Source organism: Paraburkholderia sp. IW21 (genome assembly GCF_041321145.1).
Classification (GTDB): domain Bacteria; phylum Pseudomonadota; class Gammaproteobacteria; order Burkholderiales; family Burkholderiaceae; genus Paraburkholderia.
The window spans coordinates 58555-72332 of record NZ_JBGGWA010000016.1 but is presented as its reverse complement, the minus strand read 5'-3'; the positions used below and the strand labels follow the sequence as shown (position 1 = coordinate 72332).

Genomic DNA, 13778 nt, shown 5'->3' with positions numbered 1-13778 from the left:
GTGAAAAAAGAGGGCGCCGAAGCGCCCTTGATGATCAATTTGGCATTGCGTCAGCCGACGGCAGTGCGACGCTCGAACTTCGCGTCGCCGTTTTTACTTCAAGCATTTTCTTGGCCCACAGGGCGAGAAATTCCTTTTCACCCTGCGTGAACCCGTTCGCCTTCAGCCAGACGTACAGATCTGCTTTTTTTCGAACCTTGGCTGAGACAGCGCGACGCATTGTTTCGAACTGACATCCGAACAAGGTGCAGCTGATTTCCGCTTGCTCGATTTCAGTTTGTAGATCTTCGACAGATGTATCCCCACATTCGGTTTGGGTGTTCAAATTTCCTCCATTTTTGCTTGCTTCCATTTAACTATCAATTGGTAATCATGCTTTGCCTTCAAACTGAAGATTTCCTCTTCAGATAGCTGACCGCCGCTTCGCCAAGAATTCGAGTTCCACTACCGATTTTGAACGGCTTGGGGAGGTCGCTATCCGGTTTTTTCCATTCAGCGTACGCCCAGGATTTCGACTTGTTGATAATCGTGCAGAACTCCCTCACCGAGAGGACCGGTGGTATTTCGTTTAACGTCATAAGACACCTATTTCGATGGCCGACAGCAGACTCACGCTATCGCGTGGTAGCAGCGCTGCGGCTCGTTGTGAAAGATCGATGAAGTAGCGCACCCGCGCTAACCTGTCATGCCTGTACCGACCTGCACTGCATTGGTCGATATCGAGATCGTAGGGATGGGATGCCGCAGAAACTAGGCGTCTACTAAAAGTAAAGAAATCGATGTGCGGAATCGGGCTGCCGGGCGTCGTGAGGTCACAGAGACGGGGCATCACGAGAGAGGTGGCGCCTATATGGCGGAAGATGACAAGGGAAGCCCCCAGATGTGTTCGACGGTCGTTGCAGTCGAACGGATTTCGATTGTTAGAGAATGGGAAGGTTTCGCATGTTCAAGATCTGCGGCGGGCGATTCCGAGATGATGTTCGTGATGTATTCGGGCAGCAGTGCCGCCGGGATGTTGGTCCGAACGTCGGCAACGAGCTGCGACGGCACGTGAACAACGAAGTCGCCTGGTGCGTCCTGCAAACTGTGCTCGTAGGCGACGCCGTATTGAATGGCGAGGTAGAGGGGAATTTCGACGGATGATCGTAGCAGTGGCCGGAGGACCATCGAGGATGGCGATCTAGCCCGATTGCCGCCGCTTCGCAGCTTCGAGCGCCTCGTGAAAGCGGAGCGGGAAGGCTGCGAGCACAATGAACTGTGCCGCTGTGACACGGCATGCACGTGCACGTTGGTCGCGACGTCAGGCGGCAGACCGGCCATTAGCTGCCATTCGGAATGCCGCAGAACGCTCCACAGCAGACGCTCATAGAGCCCGCTACATGGCGGGTAAAGATTGGCGACAGCATCAGGCGGCACCTGCAATGCATGCCATCGTGAGTGTGCCGCGTTTGGTCAGCAGTGCGTGCCGCCCCTACCCGATATGTCGTTGCCAAAGGATTATCGTTCCCGCTTACAATCCCCATACCCATCTTCGGCGACGGCTGTTCAGTCCAACGGCATTTATCTGCCACTGGAGCGGTCGTGCATTGAACAGGCTTCGCCGGAGCGAGAGATAAACACTATCCGTCAAAGCGCACGTTCAACGAAGGAGGCTTGCGTATGAGAATGGTTGACGCTCTACACCGAGACCACCGCCGATGCGCAAGTCGGCCTGAGTTTGTGGTGTCGAGGCGGCAGGCCGCTCGGCGAGATTGGCGTTTCGTTGCGAATTTGAACCGTGGCCGATTCTAGTGCCCAAGCCCTTAGGGATTTGGCGGAGGTCCATCTCGGAGCTGTCCTCAAGCCATTGCCGAGCGACCGTATGGGTCGGTTTGTCCTTTTCATAGAAGTGGTCCGAGCGATGGACTACTGGGGAACGCATGCGCCGGCCTTGGTCGGTGACAGCGAGAAGGTCGCGCAGTCGATCGACCTGATGTATTGGGGATGGAACAGGGCTGTCGCCGAGCTTTTCGAGCCCCTGGACCAGCCAGGCGGCGTCCCCCTGATGGAAAGCACATACGAATCGCGTGTCTTCGCTACTGGGCTCATGCAAGAGTTCGGCAAGGTTTCGCTGCTGCGCCGCTTGGCTGACATGAGTGAGCGAGGCATCGTGCAGATCACGAGGGATGGTGACCAGTTTCAAATCTACATGAGCGAGGATGCGCGTGCGCAGTTCGCCGACGCTGCGGAGTCGGACCGCCTCATAGCCGCACAAGCGCTGCCATCGTCAAACGCGGGTTGGACGACGGTTTCGATGCGCAATGCCTTGCGCATCCCCGACATGCCGGGCAACTACACGGCTACGGCCGACGCGCCAGCGAAGCGTTGGCTCAGGCCCGATATCCAGGAGCTCATCAAGCCAATGGTGAGGCCTTGGGACACTGGACGAGGCGTGATGGTGGCCTATGACGCGCGCATCGAGGTCGATGAGCACTACATGGCTGAAGCCCTGTCGCTAGCGACACATTGGCGCGAGGCCTCGGGCATACACCCTGAGGCCATGCTGGGCTCGATCACAGGCGCCGATATCACAGGCGTGGGCGCCTCGTTAATTAGCCTTCACTCCAAGCACTTCGCCTGCGTGTCGGTTGCGAAGAAGCTTTACGACCATGTCTCCGTCGGCCAAAGCTTGACCATCTGGGGACCACGAGCCGCGCTTGAAGAGTCTATCGCCATGATGAGCGGACGCCCCGGGTCTGTCGTCCATAGCGTCTTCAATGCACTTGCCATGACATCAGAGCAGGCAAAGAAGCTAGCCGATCACTCGACACCATTGATTCCCTTCCTCTTCGACTTGGGCAACGGCTTCATCTTGCGGCCCGTGTCGTGCTTGACGCGAAACCCCTTCACAGCGGCCAGGACCCAGCATCAATGGCTAGACCCTCGCACTGAACATGCCGTCGCAGCAGACCGCGAGAACTGGATGCGGGAGCATCTCTACGCGATGTTCCGTGGTTCGCGATACATTTGCTTCCCAGGCAACCTCAAGTTGCGCCGCGGAAGCGCAGTTCTGACGGATATCGACGCGGCCATCTACGACCGCCGCACCGGCGATGTCGGAATCTTCCAGTTGAAGTGGCAAGATTACTCCACCAACGACGTTCGCCAACTCCGAAGCAAGGCTGCGAACCTCTCCGCCGAGCTGACTGACTGGTCCAGTAAGATCATGTCGTGGATTGAGGAAAACGGCGTTTCGGCACTCGATAAGTCGCTGCGGCTCAAACAGAAACGTCGAGAGGCGGTTAGAAGCGTCATGCTCTTCGCCATTTCAAGGTCGTCTGTCCGCACGCGAGGCTATGGTGTCAGGACCGACGCACCTTCTTTGGCCATGGCGGTATGGCCCCAGTTCGTTCGCGCTCGCATGGAAGTTGGCCCTTCTGCGCGGTCCTTGCGAGACCTGCATGCGCGACTTCTCCAAGAGTACGGGCAAGTGCCCGACATCCATCCGATGTCGGCTTCGATACCAGTGACCGGCGCGACGCTCCACCTCCACGATTTTTGGAACCGTACAGACGATGAGCACTAGAATCGGAACGTTCCTGAAAATTGCACAACAGATGCGCGGCCCTGTGCTGTCTAATTCTGCACGCGGGACGGCCCTGTCGCGCCACGGAGCTCAAACGTTGAAAGGCAGCTTCCGGGAAATCGCCATGTCGGCTTAGGGTCCGGCTACGGACGGCCGCGTCAGGCCGAAGTGGTTGTTTGCCGACGGCGTTACCGCAAAGAAGTAGCCGGGGGAGTGCGGAGCCAGCAGGTCCAAGACTCGCCGGCTCCAGCGATGGCGAAGAGGCGTGTTTCAGTTAGTCGGCTAGGCTGTCGCGGATGAGGCGGTAGCTGTTAGCAAGCCAGTTCGGGAACTGCATGTGTCGCATCGGTCCGTGCCGAAGCACTTGCGTTCAGACTCACCGGGGCCTTCAGGCGGAAGCCCTGACCCCAGTGCGACTTCTTTACGCCGCCCCCGGATTGGCCTATAGCAACGTCCGTTGACATTGTGTGAGCGGGGCAATGCTGCCAGTCCGGTTATCGTTTGTGTGATTGCGAGTGCGACGATCCTGGTCGGCCCCGATAACCGGTGGAACTTCAGAAAAACGGAAAAAGCGGTACGGGGGCGATCGGATGGCGGTCTCCTTAAGCACGAGGATGGCCGCCCGGTCCAGCTTGGGAGATTTTGTCAGCAGTTGCGCCGATTACGGATTACGGCGTGGAAGCCTGCGGCACAGCCTGCTCGCACTGCTGCCGGTAAGCTTGTTTTTCTTCATCGCGAACCTGAATGACGCGCCCATCCCTCGGGGCATTTGGATTATTTTTATCGATCAATTCCGCGATGCAGTTTGCTACCGCCTCGTCCCGCTTTTGCTTCGCGTAATTCGCCTCCATGTCCGTCTGGGCTTGCTTGTCCGCGGTAGCCTGCGCTGCAATTTCGTCCGCAGTCGGCTGACGAACGCCTCGGTCGTAGGTCACTTCCTTGGTCACGTTGCCTTTAACATCCCACACCTTGACGACGCCATTCATCTGGTCGTTTTCCCAGTCAGCGTGCCCGATCTGTTTGCCGGTCGCAGCATCGTACTGGTCGTCCGGGCCTTGCTTCTTTCCGGTGACATACGTCACGCGATGAATGACTTGCTTACCGTCCGGCGCATACACCTTTAGATCTCCGTCATATTGGCCGTTGGCACGGTTGACCTGCACCTCGAGATTTCCGGTGTCCGCGTAGTAGCCCATTTCTTCGCCATTCAGGATGCCGCTTTCCCAGTTGTTGACGTACACGAGCTTGTGCGTCTTGGTGCTGTAGAGCATTTGTTTGCCGTCAGGCAGGCCGTTTTTGAACGTCACGGTGACAAAAGGTTCCTTGTCAGAATCGTCGTAAACGATAAGGTCGCCGTCGAGCGTCCCATCCTTGAACGAGGCCTCGATACGGACGGTGTCCGACTGAGGTGCCTTGCAAATGGCTTTGCCGTCGAGCCAGCCGCCCTCTACGTGAACGTCGCAGATCGAGCTGAGGCCCATCGCACCGACCGTCGCCGACGGAAGATCGTAATTCACCACATTGACCAGTTTGGCGAAACCGCTTTGCGAGCCCAGAATCTGACCAGCAGAAACGTTCGTGAGCGTGCCGGTGAACGGCGTATTCGAGTCACCCGCGTACACCTTGCCGTTGTTGATTTCAGCGTTGCGGAAATCAAGAGTTTTGTCTCCGCAACCGGCCAACGCGAGCGCTGTGGCGAACGTCGTGACAAGAAGCATCGACCTGGGGTGAATTGAGAATTTCATATCGTTAATGAAGTGAGTAATGAGGGAAGGGATCGGGGTTGTCGAGGGTGGCGCAGCGATCACCATGAGCCGATTTCAGCGTGATCGCTGCGAAGGGCCAACGAAACACGGCCGTCGAACACGGATGACTCGTCGGCCCTGTCAGGTGAGGCCGAAAACGTTATGGGTTTTGCTGGATTCCCCGACTCGCAGCCGCGGTTCGCATCGATGTCGCGATCGTGTCGGTCACGGCAGCGCGAAGCTGCGCGACCGTCAATGGCTGACTGGTCGGCAGCATGAACCCGCCCATGAGCTTGCCGTTCATCAGGCCCACTATGAGCGAGCCGCCGATGTTGATCGCATCCTTGAGGTCGTCATCGATCGCTACGGTCGGCGCGCCGATGGACTTCGGCAGGGAGATCGTGATCACGTTGGCATTGCGCGGATATACGGACCAGCTTCCCGTCACCGGTAGCGCAATCGGGAGGTCGCTGTAGCTGCATCCCGACTTCCCGCTCTCGACGATTTGCGCGACACCGCCCGCCTGGATGCTCAGCAACAGGCAGCCGCCCGCGATGTCAGTTTGTGTTCCCACGGCCTGTCGCACCGATGTATAGGTCTGGTTCGGATCGCCGACGGTGTAAAGGGCCGAGCCGTTGACGACGGTCGTCGAGCTCACGTCTGCGCCGTTGATCCAGGGCTGCCCCAATCCCTGGTTCACGAGCATCAGGCGATCGTTCGCATAGGCGGTCGTTGCGAGATATGCAGTGGTTCCCGATGGAAACATGCCCGTCATCGTGCCGCGCACGGGATTGCGATAGTCGATCCGCAGTGCGCTCGACAGGGGCTGACCGCTTACATCCGTCGTGCGGTACGAAACTGCCACTTGATCGTTGGTGTTCGGATCAGTACCAACCAGTTTCGACCCAACTGCGGACAGGTTGTACGAAGTATGCAGCTGCGCAGGCGTCAGCCAGCTAGTCCAGGAGCCATCGGCCTTCATCTCGTATGCACCGGCACCCGCATCCAGCGAGATCCATGTGCTGCTAAGACCCGCGTCGTAGCTGCCGGCCGGCGTCGCCGCCGACCAGTTGCTGCCGGATTGCACTTCCTGCGTGATCGAAAGCGCGGAACCGTTCAGGGAGAAGTTTTCGCGGACCGGCGAGAGCGCCGCCGAAAAGTTGCTGCCCACAAGGAACTGCGAAAGGTCGCCATCGACCGTAAAGAGCGGACTGGCGAGGGCTGTCGTCGCATCGACCGGCGAGCTGTACGCCGGGTTGGTGAGCTGCGCGTCGACGTCGGATTGCTGCACGCCGTTGACCGAACCTTTGGTGGCGTAAGCATTCATCGTGGCCTGGACCTGCGACCACGAGATCGCTCCCTGCCCGCCAAGCGCTTCCATGTGACTGACCATGCTGGCGGCGACTGCGGTGGTGCTGGCGTCGCCGCTGGCGACATAGTCCACGTTCGGATCGACACTGCTGCCAACGAGATTCTGCACGGCCGCCGTTGCATCGGTCAGGGATTTCCCCGCCTTCATTTGCGAGACGACCATGGTCGTGAGCGGCGTGATGTTCTGCGTGCTGCCGGAGACGACTGCCGACAGTGTGAACGTGTTCGTGAACCGGTTGCCGCCATCGGTCGTGTCCGGGGTGACGAGCACGTCGAGCTGCTTGCCGGTCGTGCTGCCCGATTCCTTGAGTGTGTAATTGCCGTTCGCATCGGTCGTGGTCGTCAGTTGACTCGTGTCGCACGCGCCCTGGCCGTTGTCGAAGCACACGGTCGCGCCGGCGAGCGGGCCGTCAAGCGCCCTGCCCGACAACTGGGTGGTCGGCGTGGTTGCCGGCCCCGATGGTGAGCTGCCTGCACTGCTTGCGCCGCCACCGCCCCCACCACACGCAGAAAGTAGGGCAAGCGAGCCGAAGACGGTATAGACCGGAAAGCGGATTCCCCGGACAGGACGTTTGTTCTTCATTCCTTCTTGTTCCTTTCAGATTTAATTGTCGTGTTTACTCTGCAAAGATGGGCGTGGGCCAACTTCGGTCGCACGCCCCCGAATTGCTATATCGGCAGAACACGGAAGAAATGAAGAGTAAACACGACATCAAATGTCGTGTTTACAACGTCGAGAATCAATCGACAGCCGGGCATTCTGCCTGGCATGGCTACCCGTCGTTCTTCACCTTCCTCCGCCACACCGGCCCCGATCTCCGTTGCCCTCGGCAAACGCATCAAGCAATGCCGGCACGAGGCCGACAAGTCGCAGGAGACGCTCGCCTTCGAGGCCCATGTGGACCGGACGTATATCTCCGCGATCGAGCGGGGCATCGCCAATCCGTCCGTCGAAACGCTGGCCAACATTTGCCACGTGCTGGGCGTGACGCTCGCTGAACTGTTCGCGCCACTGGATGGGGTGTCGCTCGCGCCGACCGGCAAGCGCCGGGCCAATGCAGCGACACCGCCCGAGATCAGGCGCAGTAGGCTTCGGTAGTCCGTCTTCCAGTCGGCGGATCGACACTGCGCCGTCCACGTCGACCCGCACACTCGCTTCGGCCGTGATGTACGAGGTATGTGATTCCGGATTCCAGCCGCGCATTGCACGCGGCCAGTACCGGCATAGCGCCGGCCGGATCGAGCAGCAGGAGCGCGTTCGGGATGGTGTCCCGTTCCACAAGCCCGACAGCCAGTGCGGCATGCCGTTCACCGGTTCGACGGTTGGCGATCCAGACGATCACCGGCCATCCTGCGGACAGCTCCCGGGCGCAGAAGAGCAGGATTTCATCTGCGTAACTTTCGGCCTGGACAGGCTGTACACCGGCATTGAGCTCCCAGACGAAGCTGGCCAGTTCCGAAGGCGTCAGTCCATGCAGGTAGTGCGGCCAGGCCCGATCCCAGAAATATGCAACGGGGCCGCTCGTATAGTCGCGCACGTCGACTGGATCGGACAGCCTGCCGAGCATGGCGAGCGCCATTGCCGCGCAATGCAGGGCGCTGCCGCTGTCCCACATGCCCTGCCGGCTGAAGAGCAGTCGGCGGCCTCCGGCAAGCGTCTGCAGCCGTCCCGGATACAACGCTGGGTGAAGCTTCTGGATCAGGGTGGACATCAATGGTCCTCCGGCAGGAGGATCGTCGTAACAGCGCGATTGGCCTCGGTGATGATCCAGATTTTGCCGCCGCCCGGTATCACATAGCTCGACAGCAGGCGTCTGTGGATCAGCAGGGCCAGCTCGTTGCTGGCGATGTCGGCAATATCCAGCTCACCCCAGTCGCCGCGCAGATGCCGTCCCAGCAGGACGGTCGCCGAAATCCCGGCCTGTTCCAGCACGGACCGGGCGGCCAGGGTAATGATGGGTTGGCCCATCCGGAAACGCGGGCGGCGGTTCATGCGCACCTCCTGAGCGGATCGTTGATCGTCGGCCATCGTGGGTAACAGGCATGAACACTCGCGGGCGGGCGCTGCGGCGCATTGCCGGAAACCAGCTGCCCGATCAGCTCGATCGTGGTGTTCGAGCGATCCCACTCGGTAACCACGATGACGCGCGCGCCGTCCGGCAGTGGGTAGATCGACAGTAGACGCAGGCCGGCCGCGACCGACAGGTTGTTCTGTGCATGGTCGTCGTCGGACACGATGCCCCAGTCGCCGGCAATGTGCCGCAGCATGACGCTGATGACGGGGATCTGGTTGGCGCGTAGTTTTTCCAGTGCGTCGGGCGTGACCAGCAACCGGCCCGGATAAAACAGCGGTTTGAGACGGATGGTGTTGCTCATGGATGGCTCCAGAATCAGGACGAGCACGGGCCTCTGGAGGAACCGGATGCGTGATCGCAGAAATGTGAAGGAAGGGGACCGGGCGCAGGACGCGCCCGGTTTATGCCGCCGGCACGATGACCAGCTTGCGTAGCGCGGCGGCTTTCGCCTGCGAGCAGCCAAGGTGCTGGCGGATGCTCGCGACGGTCGGACGCAGGAGACCGGCCTCGATGCCGCGTCGCAGCCTTGTGACTTCGGTTTCAGGTTCAGTCATGACAGGGACAGGCGGCGCGTCAGCCGTAGTCACGTCGGATACATCAGTCGTGACTGCGGCTACGGGGGCGCGATGAACCGTGACGGGCGACCTGCCCTGCGGCAGCAGCGCGATCCACCACAGCAGGCAGGCCATGCCTTCGAGAACCGCCGCAAACACGAGACTCGTGAGCAGTTCGAGCCGCGCATCCGTGACACCGCGTAGCGTGGCCAGCCGCGCCGTGACCGGATCGTCACGGGCGGCGTCACGATGCGACGCGTTACTGTCTTCGATGGCCTGATACCGGCGCACGTCGGTCACTTCGGCGTCGAGTGCATCGAGCCGGGCAGCCAGCGCGGTTCGCCGTACCTGTAGCGTCGGGCAGCTACGGATGCAGTGCTGCGCATCGGCGACAGCAAGATCGGCCGCAACCGAAGCGCGCTCCGCCATGACGGCCGTCAGTGCGCGATGAGCCGGCACGCTGGCGATGGACACGGCCGACGCCCGGACCTCCCCCGCATGCGATTGACAGCAGGAAGAACGTCGCGTGTCCCCACGATGCAGCAGTCATGCAGCCGAGCCACAGCAGCGTACCGATGCCTCGTACCGCGAGCGGCGCAGCGCGGCATAGCGCGGGCAGCAGGTGAGCGCCGCCGATCAGCACAGCGCTCACTGCAACCCACACCAGCCGCTCCGACAGCCATCCGCCGCGCTGCCAGCCGGCCAATACCGACATGCAGACGGCGGTGGCGGTTGCCGCGACCGCCAGAGCGAATGCCGGACGACGGATCATGCGGCCTTCCCGCCGAGCAGTGCGGCGCGCTGATCCAGCCGGTCCTGCAGGCTGGATGCCGTGGGCGTTCCGCTAGCGTCGGCGTGGGTGTTACCGTCACCGTGACCACGATCGTCGCCGGATTGAGCCGGATAGAACTTGTCCGCGACGGCGGCTTCATCCTCGATACTGTCCTCGAATGCGCCGTTACCGAAACCGGCCCGCGCGGCGGTATCGAGCGCAGCCTGATTGAACCCGGCCGCGCGACGTCGCGCATCAAGCTCACGCGCTTCGGTGATTGCTGCTTCGAGCGTACTGCCGGTGCGTACGCCGAGATCGACGTAATAGATCGCCGAACGGTAGCTCAGCGTGGTGGACTTGCCGCGCAGCTTCAGTTCCAGCGGCAGACAGGCGAGCAGATTGCCTGATACCGCAGCGAAGTAATGCAGGCGTGCGGCGAGCGTGCGGATCGAGTTGTACGAGGTGGTGCGGAAGATAAACGAGCCCATCTCATCTTCGTCGCCGATCAGCACGTTTAGCCGTCCGTAGGGCTTACAGGCGCCGCCCTGACCGAACGTGCAGCCGTCCGGCGACGGGCACGGCAGCTCCTCGATACCGGCGTCACCGGCGCGGCGGCAGGTTTCTCCATTGCCGACGCAGACGGGGCGCCCCGTCTCGCGGTCGAAACACGAATATTCGGCACGCAGGTTCAGGTCCGGATCGGCAAAGAGAAACCGCACGGGGATCGCCCGCAGTTTGCCAGTGGTGGCCTTACGCAGCGTTTCATTGAGCGGATGCAGTAGCCAGCCGTCGCGGTTCTGAATCTGGGTTGTGAGTGTGAACTGGTCGTCTTTGCAAGGCAGGCGCTTGCCGTCCTTTTCGACGACACGACCGATGGAAATCCGCCCGATGACGGGCGGAGTAATGCTAAGGCCTTTCAGCATGAACTTCTCCTGTATATACGTAATCAGTGGGGAATGAAGCGGGGGAGGGAAACGCAGGACCGTCAGGAATTCAGGTGTTCACGAGAAACCGGCGCGAACCCGGTTTCGTAATGGCGTACTGCGCGGCAAGCTCGGGGTGGTCCGTCAGTAGCCGTTGTAGATCGATGCCGGAGCCGTCCCGGCTGCGTCTGAACGACACCGAGCCCGTCTCGAATTCGGCCCGGTCGGCTTCGCCCATCGCCTGCTGGATGGTCTGTCTCAGCTTCGACTCGATGGCCTGCTGGACCTCGATCCTGTCGCGCACGGAAACCAGATCGGCGAACGTGGACGAGAGCGACCTGTCGCCCGTGAAATCGACTGTGCCGCCCGCGCCCGGATTCAGGCAGCGTAGCGCGCGATCCGCCGAGTCCGAGCCATCGGCGGGCGGCGGCGTATCGGTTTCGACGTAGCGCCAGAATGCCGCTTCGAGTTCGATCAGCCGTGCGATCAGTGCGTCGTCGCGCACCACCCGATGCACTTCAAGCTTCTGGCCGCAGAGCAGCACGGCCACGTCGGCCGCGTGTCCGCCCGTGACCGCAAGCTGGTGCTGAACCTGGAGCTGCACGTACTCGGGCACCCCATCACGCCACAGCCGCGCGCCGAACTCGCCCGCCGTCTTGCATTCGAGCAGTTGCACGTCGCGTTGGCCGACGACCTCACGATCGATATTGGCGAGCATGAACGGTACGGCCGGATGCTGGAGCACGGCATTGATGCGCCGGACACGATTGCCGGTCTGCTTCGTGTAGGACGCGGCCACGATCGGCTCGAGCAGCGTGCCCCAGTACACGGGTTCGGTCGTATCGTTCACGTCCGGCTTCGGCAGGTTCGCGTCTCGGCTGGTCTTGATGAGCCACAGTTCGAGTGGGCTCATGTACGGCGACAGCCCTACGGCAGCCGCCGCGTCAGAGCCGCCGATCCCGTTTTTCCTCACCGACAACCAGTCCTCGCGCGAGAGCGATTTCGTGTCGACGAGGCGTAGCGCGGGCCGAGACCGACCGCGCCCAGCCGATTCAGGCAAAGCCATTTAACCTCCAGAAAACGGAAGGCCCGGCGGGAAGATCCCGGCCGGGCCGTATGACGTCATGGGCATGGACTCAGGCAACCAGCTTCATCGCCTCGTCCCACGCGCGCTGCTTGATTACATTACCGGCGCCGAACCAGGCGGCGTCGCGCCGGTTATCGTCGCTACGTGCGCGGCGGTGATGGTCGATAAATTCTGTAATAGCGTTAAGCGCGCCCCAGAGGCTGCCACGTGCAGACGTGAGGTCCGCACCCATTCCCTGTCCGGCATACAGTGCTTGTACGGCCCTGATCGCACTGTTGTTGATGGCCGGCGTCGGGAAACTGGAACTGGCCGGATACGTCAGCACGCGGCAGAAGAACGCCTCGGCAACCGTGTCGCTCACCTTGCGATCTGCCAAAGCTTTCATGCGCACCATGAAGCCGTCCCACGACGAAATCGCGATGCCGAGTTGGCGCTTGACGGCTTGAGCGTCGAACTGCAAGCGGTGTGGGACCTTCACCGCGCCAGCCGAATCGCCGAGGGCAATCTGCAGCGTGTTGTTGCATACGACGCGCACCGATGTGAATTGCGCGGTGGTCGCGAGCGTGCCGTCGCAGGCCGTGGCGAGAAGCAGGTAGCCGTTCACCTCGTCGCGTCCCTTGAGCGAGACGGACTGGCCGGTACGGGCGAGCGCCCACAGTTTCTTGCCGTCCTTCAGCACGCCGGCCGTCTCCAGCTCGAAGCCGCCGACTTCGGTGAGATCACGATAGAACTCCAGGATTTCGCGCGGCTGCACAACCTGATAGCGCGACGACACGACGGACAGCGGCGCCTTTGTATCCGATCGGTACAGCACGCGCTGTTCGGGAAAGGCGTGGATCGAGCCGAGGCCGGGACCGGTTTGTCCGGCGACAAAGCGGACATCGGCTGATTCGATCGTCCAGTCCATGCCGGCCTGGCGGGCCCAGACCTCGATAGGCTGTTTCGGGGAAAGCTGATTGCCGAGACCATGCCACGGGGTATCGCCGACATAGGCCATGTTGCTGACGAGATGCATAAAACCTCCAGACGAGTGCATAAAGCCCGGCACGCGGCCGGGCGGTAGGGGGGGATGACAGGGAAAGATCGGGAAAGGAGAAAAACGGGAAGCCGGATCAGTCCGGCCGGATCGAGAAGGTGTGTCCGCAGGCACGACAACGCCAGTTGTCGAGTACCTTTTGATCGATGGTTTCGCCGAGCGCCGCTCCGGTCGCACAGCCGGCGGCGGCACCGGCCAGCCCCGCGATGACCGCGCCTGCGATGCTGCCGCACAGTACACCGAATGGGCCGCCGAGCGTGCCGGCTGCGGCGCCAATCTCTGCACCTGACAGGGCTGCGGCGACCGCACTGATGCCGCCAGCGGTAGCGCCGATCGAACCACCGATGCGTCGTGCAATGTGGCGCGGCTCGGTTCGGAACGATTCGCACGCAGGACAGGCGTAGATCACCTCGCCCGTATCGGGGCGGTAGCGGGGCAGTTCCTGGCCGAACGGACGGGGCGATGCCTGCGCAGTTTCGTGCAGACGCATCTGTTCACGCAGCCTTTCGTCTTCGTCGCCCTCGTCGAATGGCAGGTAAGGTGGGCGGCGATCAGACATGGCAGGCCGTCCCCTTTCGCCGGACGTGACGGGCGTAGCAACCGACACACATTGTCCACAGCGCGCCGAGCGCGAAGCAGATCACATAGGC

13 protein-coding genes and 1 pseudogene are annotated in these 13778 nt (G+C 61.4%); 3 read left to right on the top strand and 11 right to left on the bottom strand.

Going from position 1 to position 13778, the window contains the following annotated elements; genetic code table 11:
- Positions 1–34: 34 nt before the first annotated feature.
- Positions 35–352 carry a hypothetical protein gene (locus ACAX43_RS29225; protein ID WP_370711822.1) on the bottom strand — a complete coding sequence of 106 codons (318 nt, stop codon included), beginning with the start codon at positions 350–352 and terminating at the stop codon, positions 35–37.
- A 590-nt stretch (positions 353–942) separates the two neighbouring features.
- On the opposite strand from ACAX43_RS29225, the gene ACAX43_RS29220 reads away from it, so the two are divergent.
- Complete coding sequence (locus ACAX43_RS29220) at positions 943–1143, top strand: hypothetical protein (protein WP_370711821.1); 201 nt, start codon at positions 943–945, stop codon at positions 1141–1143.
- Between the two features lie 757 nt (positions 1144–1900).
- A complete protein-coding gene (locus ACAX43_RS29215) occupies positions 1901–3565 on the top strand; it encodes a hypothetical protein (protein WP_370711820.1) in 1665 nt (554 codons plus the stop codon).
- Between the two features lie 668 nt (positions 3566–4233).
- Here the strand turns inward: ACAX43_RS29215 and ACAX43_RS29210 are convergent.
- Both ACAX43_RS29210 and ACAX43_RS29205 read right to left on the bottom strand, forming a co-directional pair.
- Positions 4234–5376 (bottom strand): toxin-antitoxin system YwqK family antitoxin, encoded by a 1143-nt coding sequence (locus tag ACAX43_RS29210; RefSeq protein WP_370711819.1) that lies wholly within the window; start codon positions 5374–5376, stop codon positions 4234–4236.
- Positions 5377–5470: 94 nt separating this feature from the next.
- Complete coding sequence (locus tag ACAX43_RS29205) at positions 5471–7264, bottom strand: hypothetical protein (protein WP_370711818.1); 1794 nt, start codon at positions 7262–7264, stop codon at positions 5471–5473.
- A gap of 186 nt (positions 7265–7450) precedes the next feature.
- Here ACAX43_RS29205 and ACAX43_RS29200 point away from each other — a divergent pair, with 186 nt between their 5' ends.
- A complete protein-coding gene (locus ACAX43_RS29200; RefSeq protein ID WP_370711817.1) occupies positions 7451–7780 on the top strand; it encodes a helix-turn-helix transcriptional regulator in 330 nt (109 codons plus the stop codon).
- Here the strand turns inward: ACAX43_RS29200 and ACAX43_RS29195 are convergent.
- From ACAX43_RS29195 to ACAX43_RS29160, 8 genes and pseudogenes are all read right to left on the bottom strand, one after another.
- Positions 7758–8393 (bottom strand): hypothetical protein, encoded by a 636-nt coding sequence (locus ACAX43_RS29195; RefSeq protein WP_370711816.1) that lies wholly within the window; start codon positions 8391–8393, stop codon positions 7758–7760. The genes ACAX43_RS29200 and ACAX43_RS29195 overlap by 23 nt on opposite strands.
- On the bottom strand, positions 8393–8674 hold the full coding sequence (locus ACAX43_RS29190) for a hypothetical protein (protein WP_370711815.1): 282 nt from the start codon (positions 8672–8674) through the stop codon (positions 8393–8395). The genes ACAX43_RS29195 and ACAX43_RS29190 overlap by 1 nt, the downstream gene beginning before the upstream one ends.
- The gene (locus ACAX43_RS29185) at positions 8671–9057 is read right to left on the bottom strand and encodes a hypothetical protein (protein WP_370711814.1); all 387 of its coding nucleotides are present in this window, start codon (positions 9055–9057) and stop codon (positions 8671–8673) included. Before ACAX43_RS29185 ends, ACAX43_RS29190 begins: the two co-directional genes overlap by 4 nt.
- Before the next feature lie 100 nt (positions 9058–9157).
- Positions 9158–10082, bottom strand: a pseudogene (locus tag ACAX43_RS29180) (hypothetical protein).
- Positions 10079–11005, bottom strand: coding sequence for a phage capsid protein (locus ACAX43_RS29175; protein ID WP_370711813.1), 927 nt, complete (start codon positions 11003–11005; stop codon positions 10079–10081). The pseudogene ACAX43_RS29180 and the gene ACAX43_RS29175 overlap by 4 nt, the downstream one beginning before the upstream one ends.
- 70 nt (positions 11006–11075) lie before the next feature.
- A complete protein-coding gene (locus tag ACAX43_RS29170) occupies positions 11076–12071 on the bottom strand; it encodes a YqaJ viral recombinase family protein (RefSeq protein WP_370711812.1) in 996 nt (331 codons plus the stop codon).
- A 70-nt stretch (positions 12072–12141) separates the two neighbouring features.
- Entirely contained in the window at positions 12142–13107 is a 966-nt protein-coding gene (locus ACAX43_RS29165; protein WP_370711811.1) for a DUF932 domain-containing protein, read from the bottom strand.
- A gap of 97 nt (positions 13108–13204) precedes the next feature.
- Complete coding sequence (locus ACAX43_RS29160) at positions 13205–13687, bottom strand: hypothetical protein (protein WP_370711810.1); 483 nt, start codon at positions 13685–13687, stop codon at positions 13205–13207.
- Positions 13688–13778 lie beyond the last annotated feature (91 nt).

What these genes read in the sequence shown, in the direction of transcription:
- ACAX43_RS29185 (WP_370711814.1), bottom strand. Translation starts at nt 9,057, where the DNA reads ATGAGCAACACCATCCGTCTCAAACCGCTGTTTTATCCGGGCCGGTTG.
- ACAX43_RS29190 (WP_370711815.1), bottom strand. Translation starts at nt 8,674, where the DNA reads ATGAACCGCCGCCCGCGTTTCCGGATGGGCCAACCCATCATTACCCTG.
- ACAX43_RS29200 (WP_370711817.1), top strand. Translation starts at nt 7,451, where the DNA reads ATGGCTACCCGTCGTTCTTCACCTTCCTCCGCCACACCGGCCCCGATC.
- ACAX43_RS29195 (WP_370711816.1), bottom strand. Translation starts at nt 8,393, where the DNA reads ATGTCCACCCTGATCCAGAAGCTTCACCCAGCGTTGTATCCGGGACGG.
- ACAX43_RS29170 (WP_370711812.1), bottom strand. Translation starts at nt 12,071, where the DNA reads ATGGCTTTGCCTGAATCGGCTGGGCGCGGTCGGTCTCGGCCCGCGCTA.
- ACAX43_RS29205 (WP_370711818.1), bottom strand. Translation starts at nt 7,264, where the DNA reads ATGAAGAACAAACGTCCTGTCCGGGGAATCCGCTTTCCGGTCTATACC.
- ACAX43_RS29210 (WP_370711819.1), bottom strand. Translation starts at nt 5,376, where the DNA reads ATGGTGATCGCTGCGCCACCCTCGACAACCCCGATCCCTTCCCTCATT.
- ACAX43_RS29225 (WP_370711822.1), bottom strand. Translation starts at nt 352, where the DNA reads ATGGAAGCAAGCAAAAATGGAGGAAATTTGAACACCCAAACCGAATGT.
- ACAX43_RS29160 (WP_370711810.1), bottom strand. Translation starts at nt 13,687, where the DNA reads ATGTCTGATCGCCGCCCACCTTACCTGCCATTCGACGAGGGCGACGAA.
- ACAX43_RS29220 (WP_370711821.1), top strand. Translation starts at nt 943, where the DNA reads ATGTTCAAGATCTGCGGCGGGCGATTCCGAGATGATGTTCGTGATGTA.
- ACAX43_RS29165 (WP_370711811.1), bottom strand. Translation starts at nt 13,107, where the DNA reads ATGCATCTCGTCAGCAACATGGCCTATGTCGGCGATACCCCGTGGCAT.
- ACAX43_RS29215 (WP_370711820.1), top strand. Translation starts at nt 1,901, where the DNA reads ATGGACTACTGGGGAACGCATGCGCCGGCCTTGGTCGGTGACAGCGAG.
- ACAX43_RS29175 (WP_370711813.1), bottom strand. Translation starts at nt 11,005, where the DNA reads ATGCTGAAAGGCCTTAGCATTACTCCGCCCGTCATCGGGCGGATTTCC.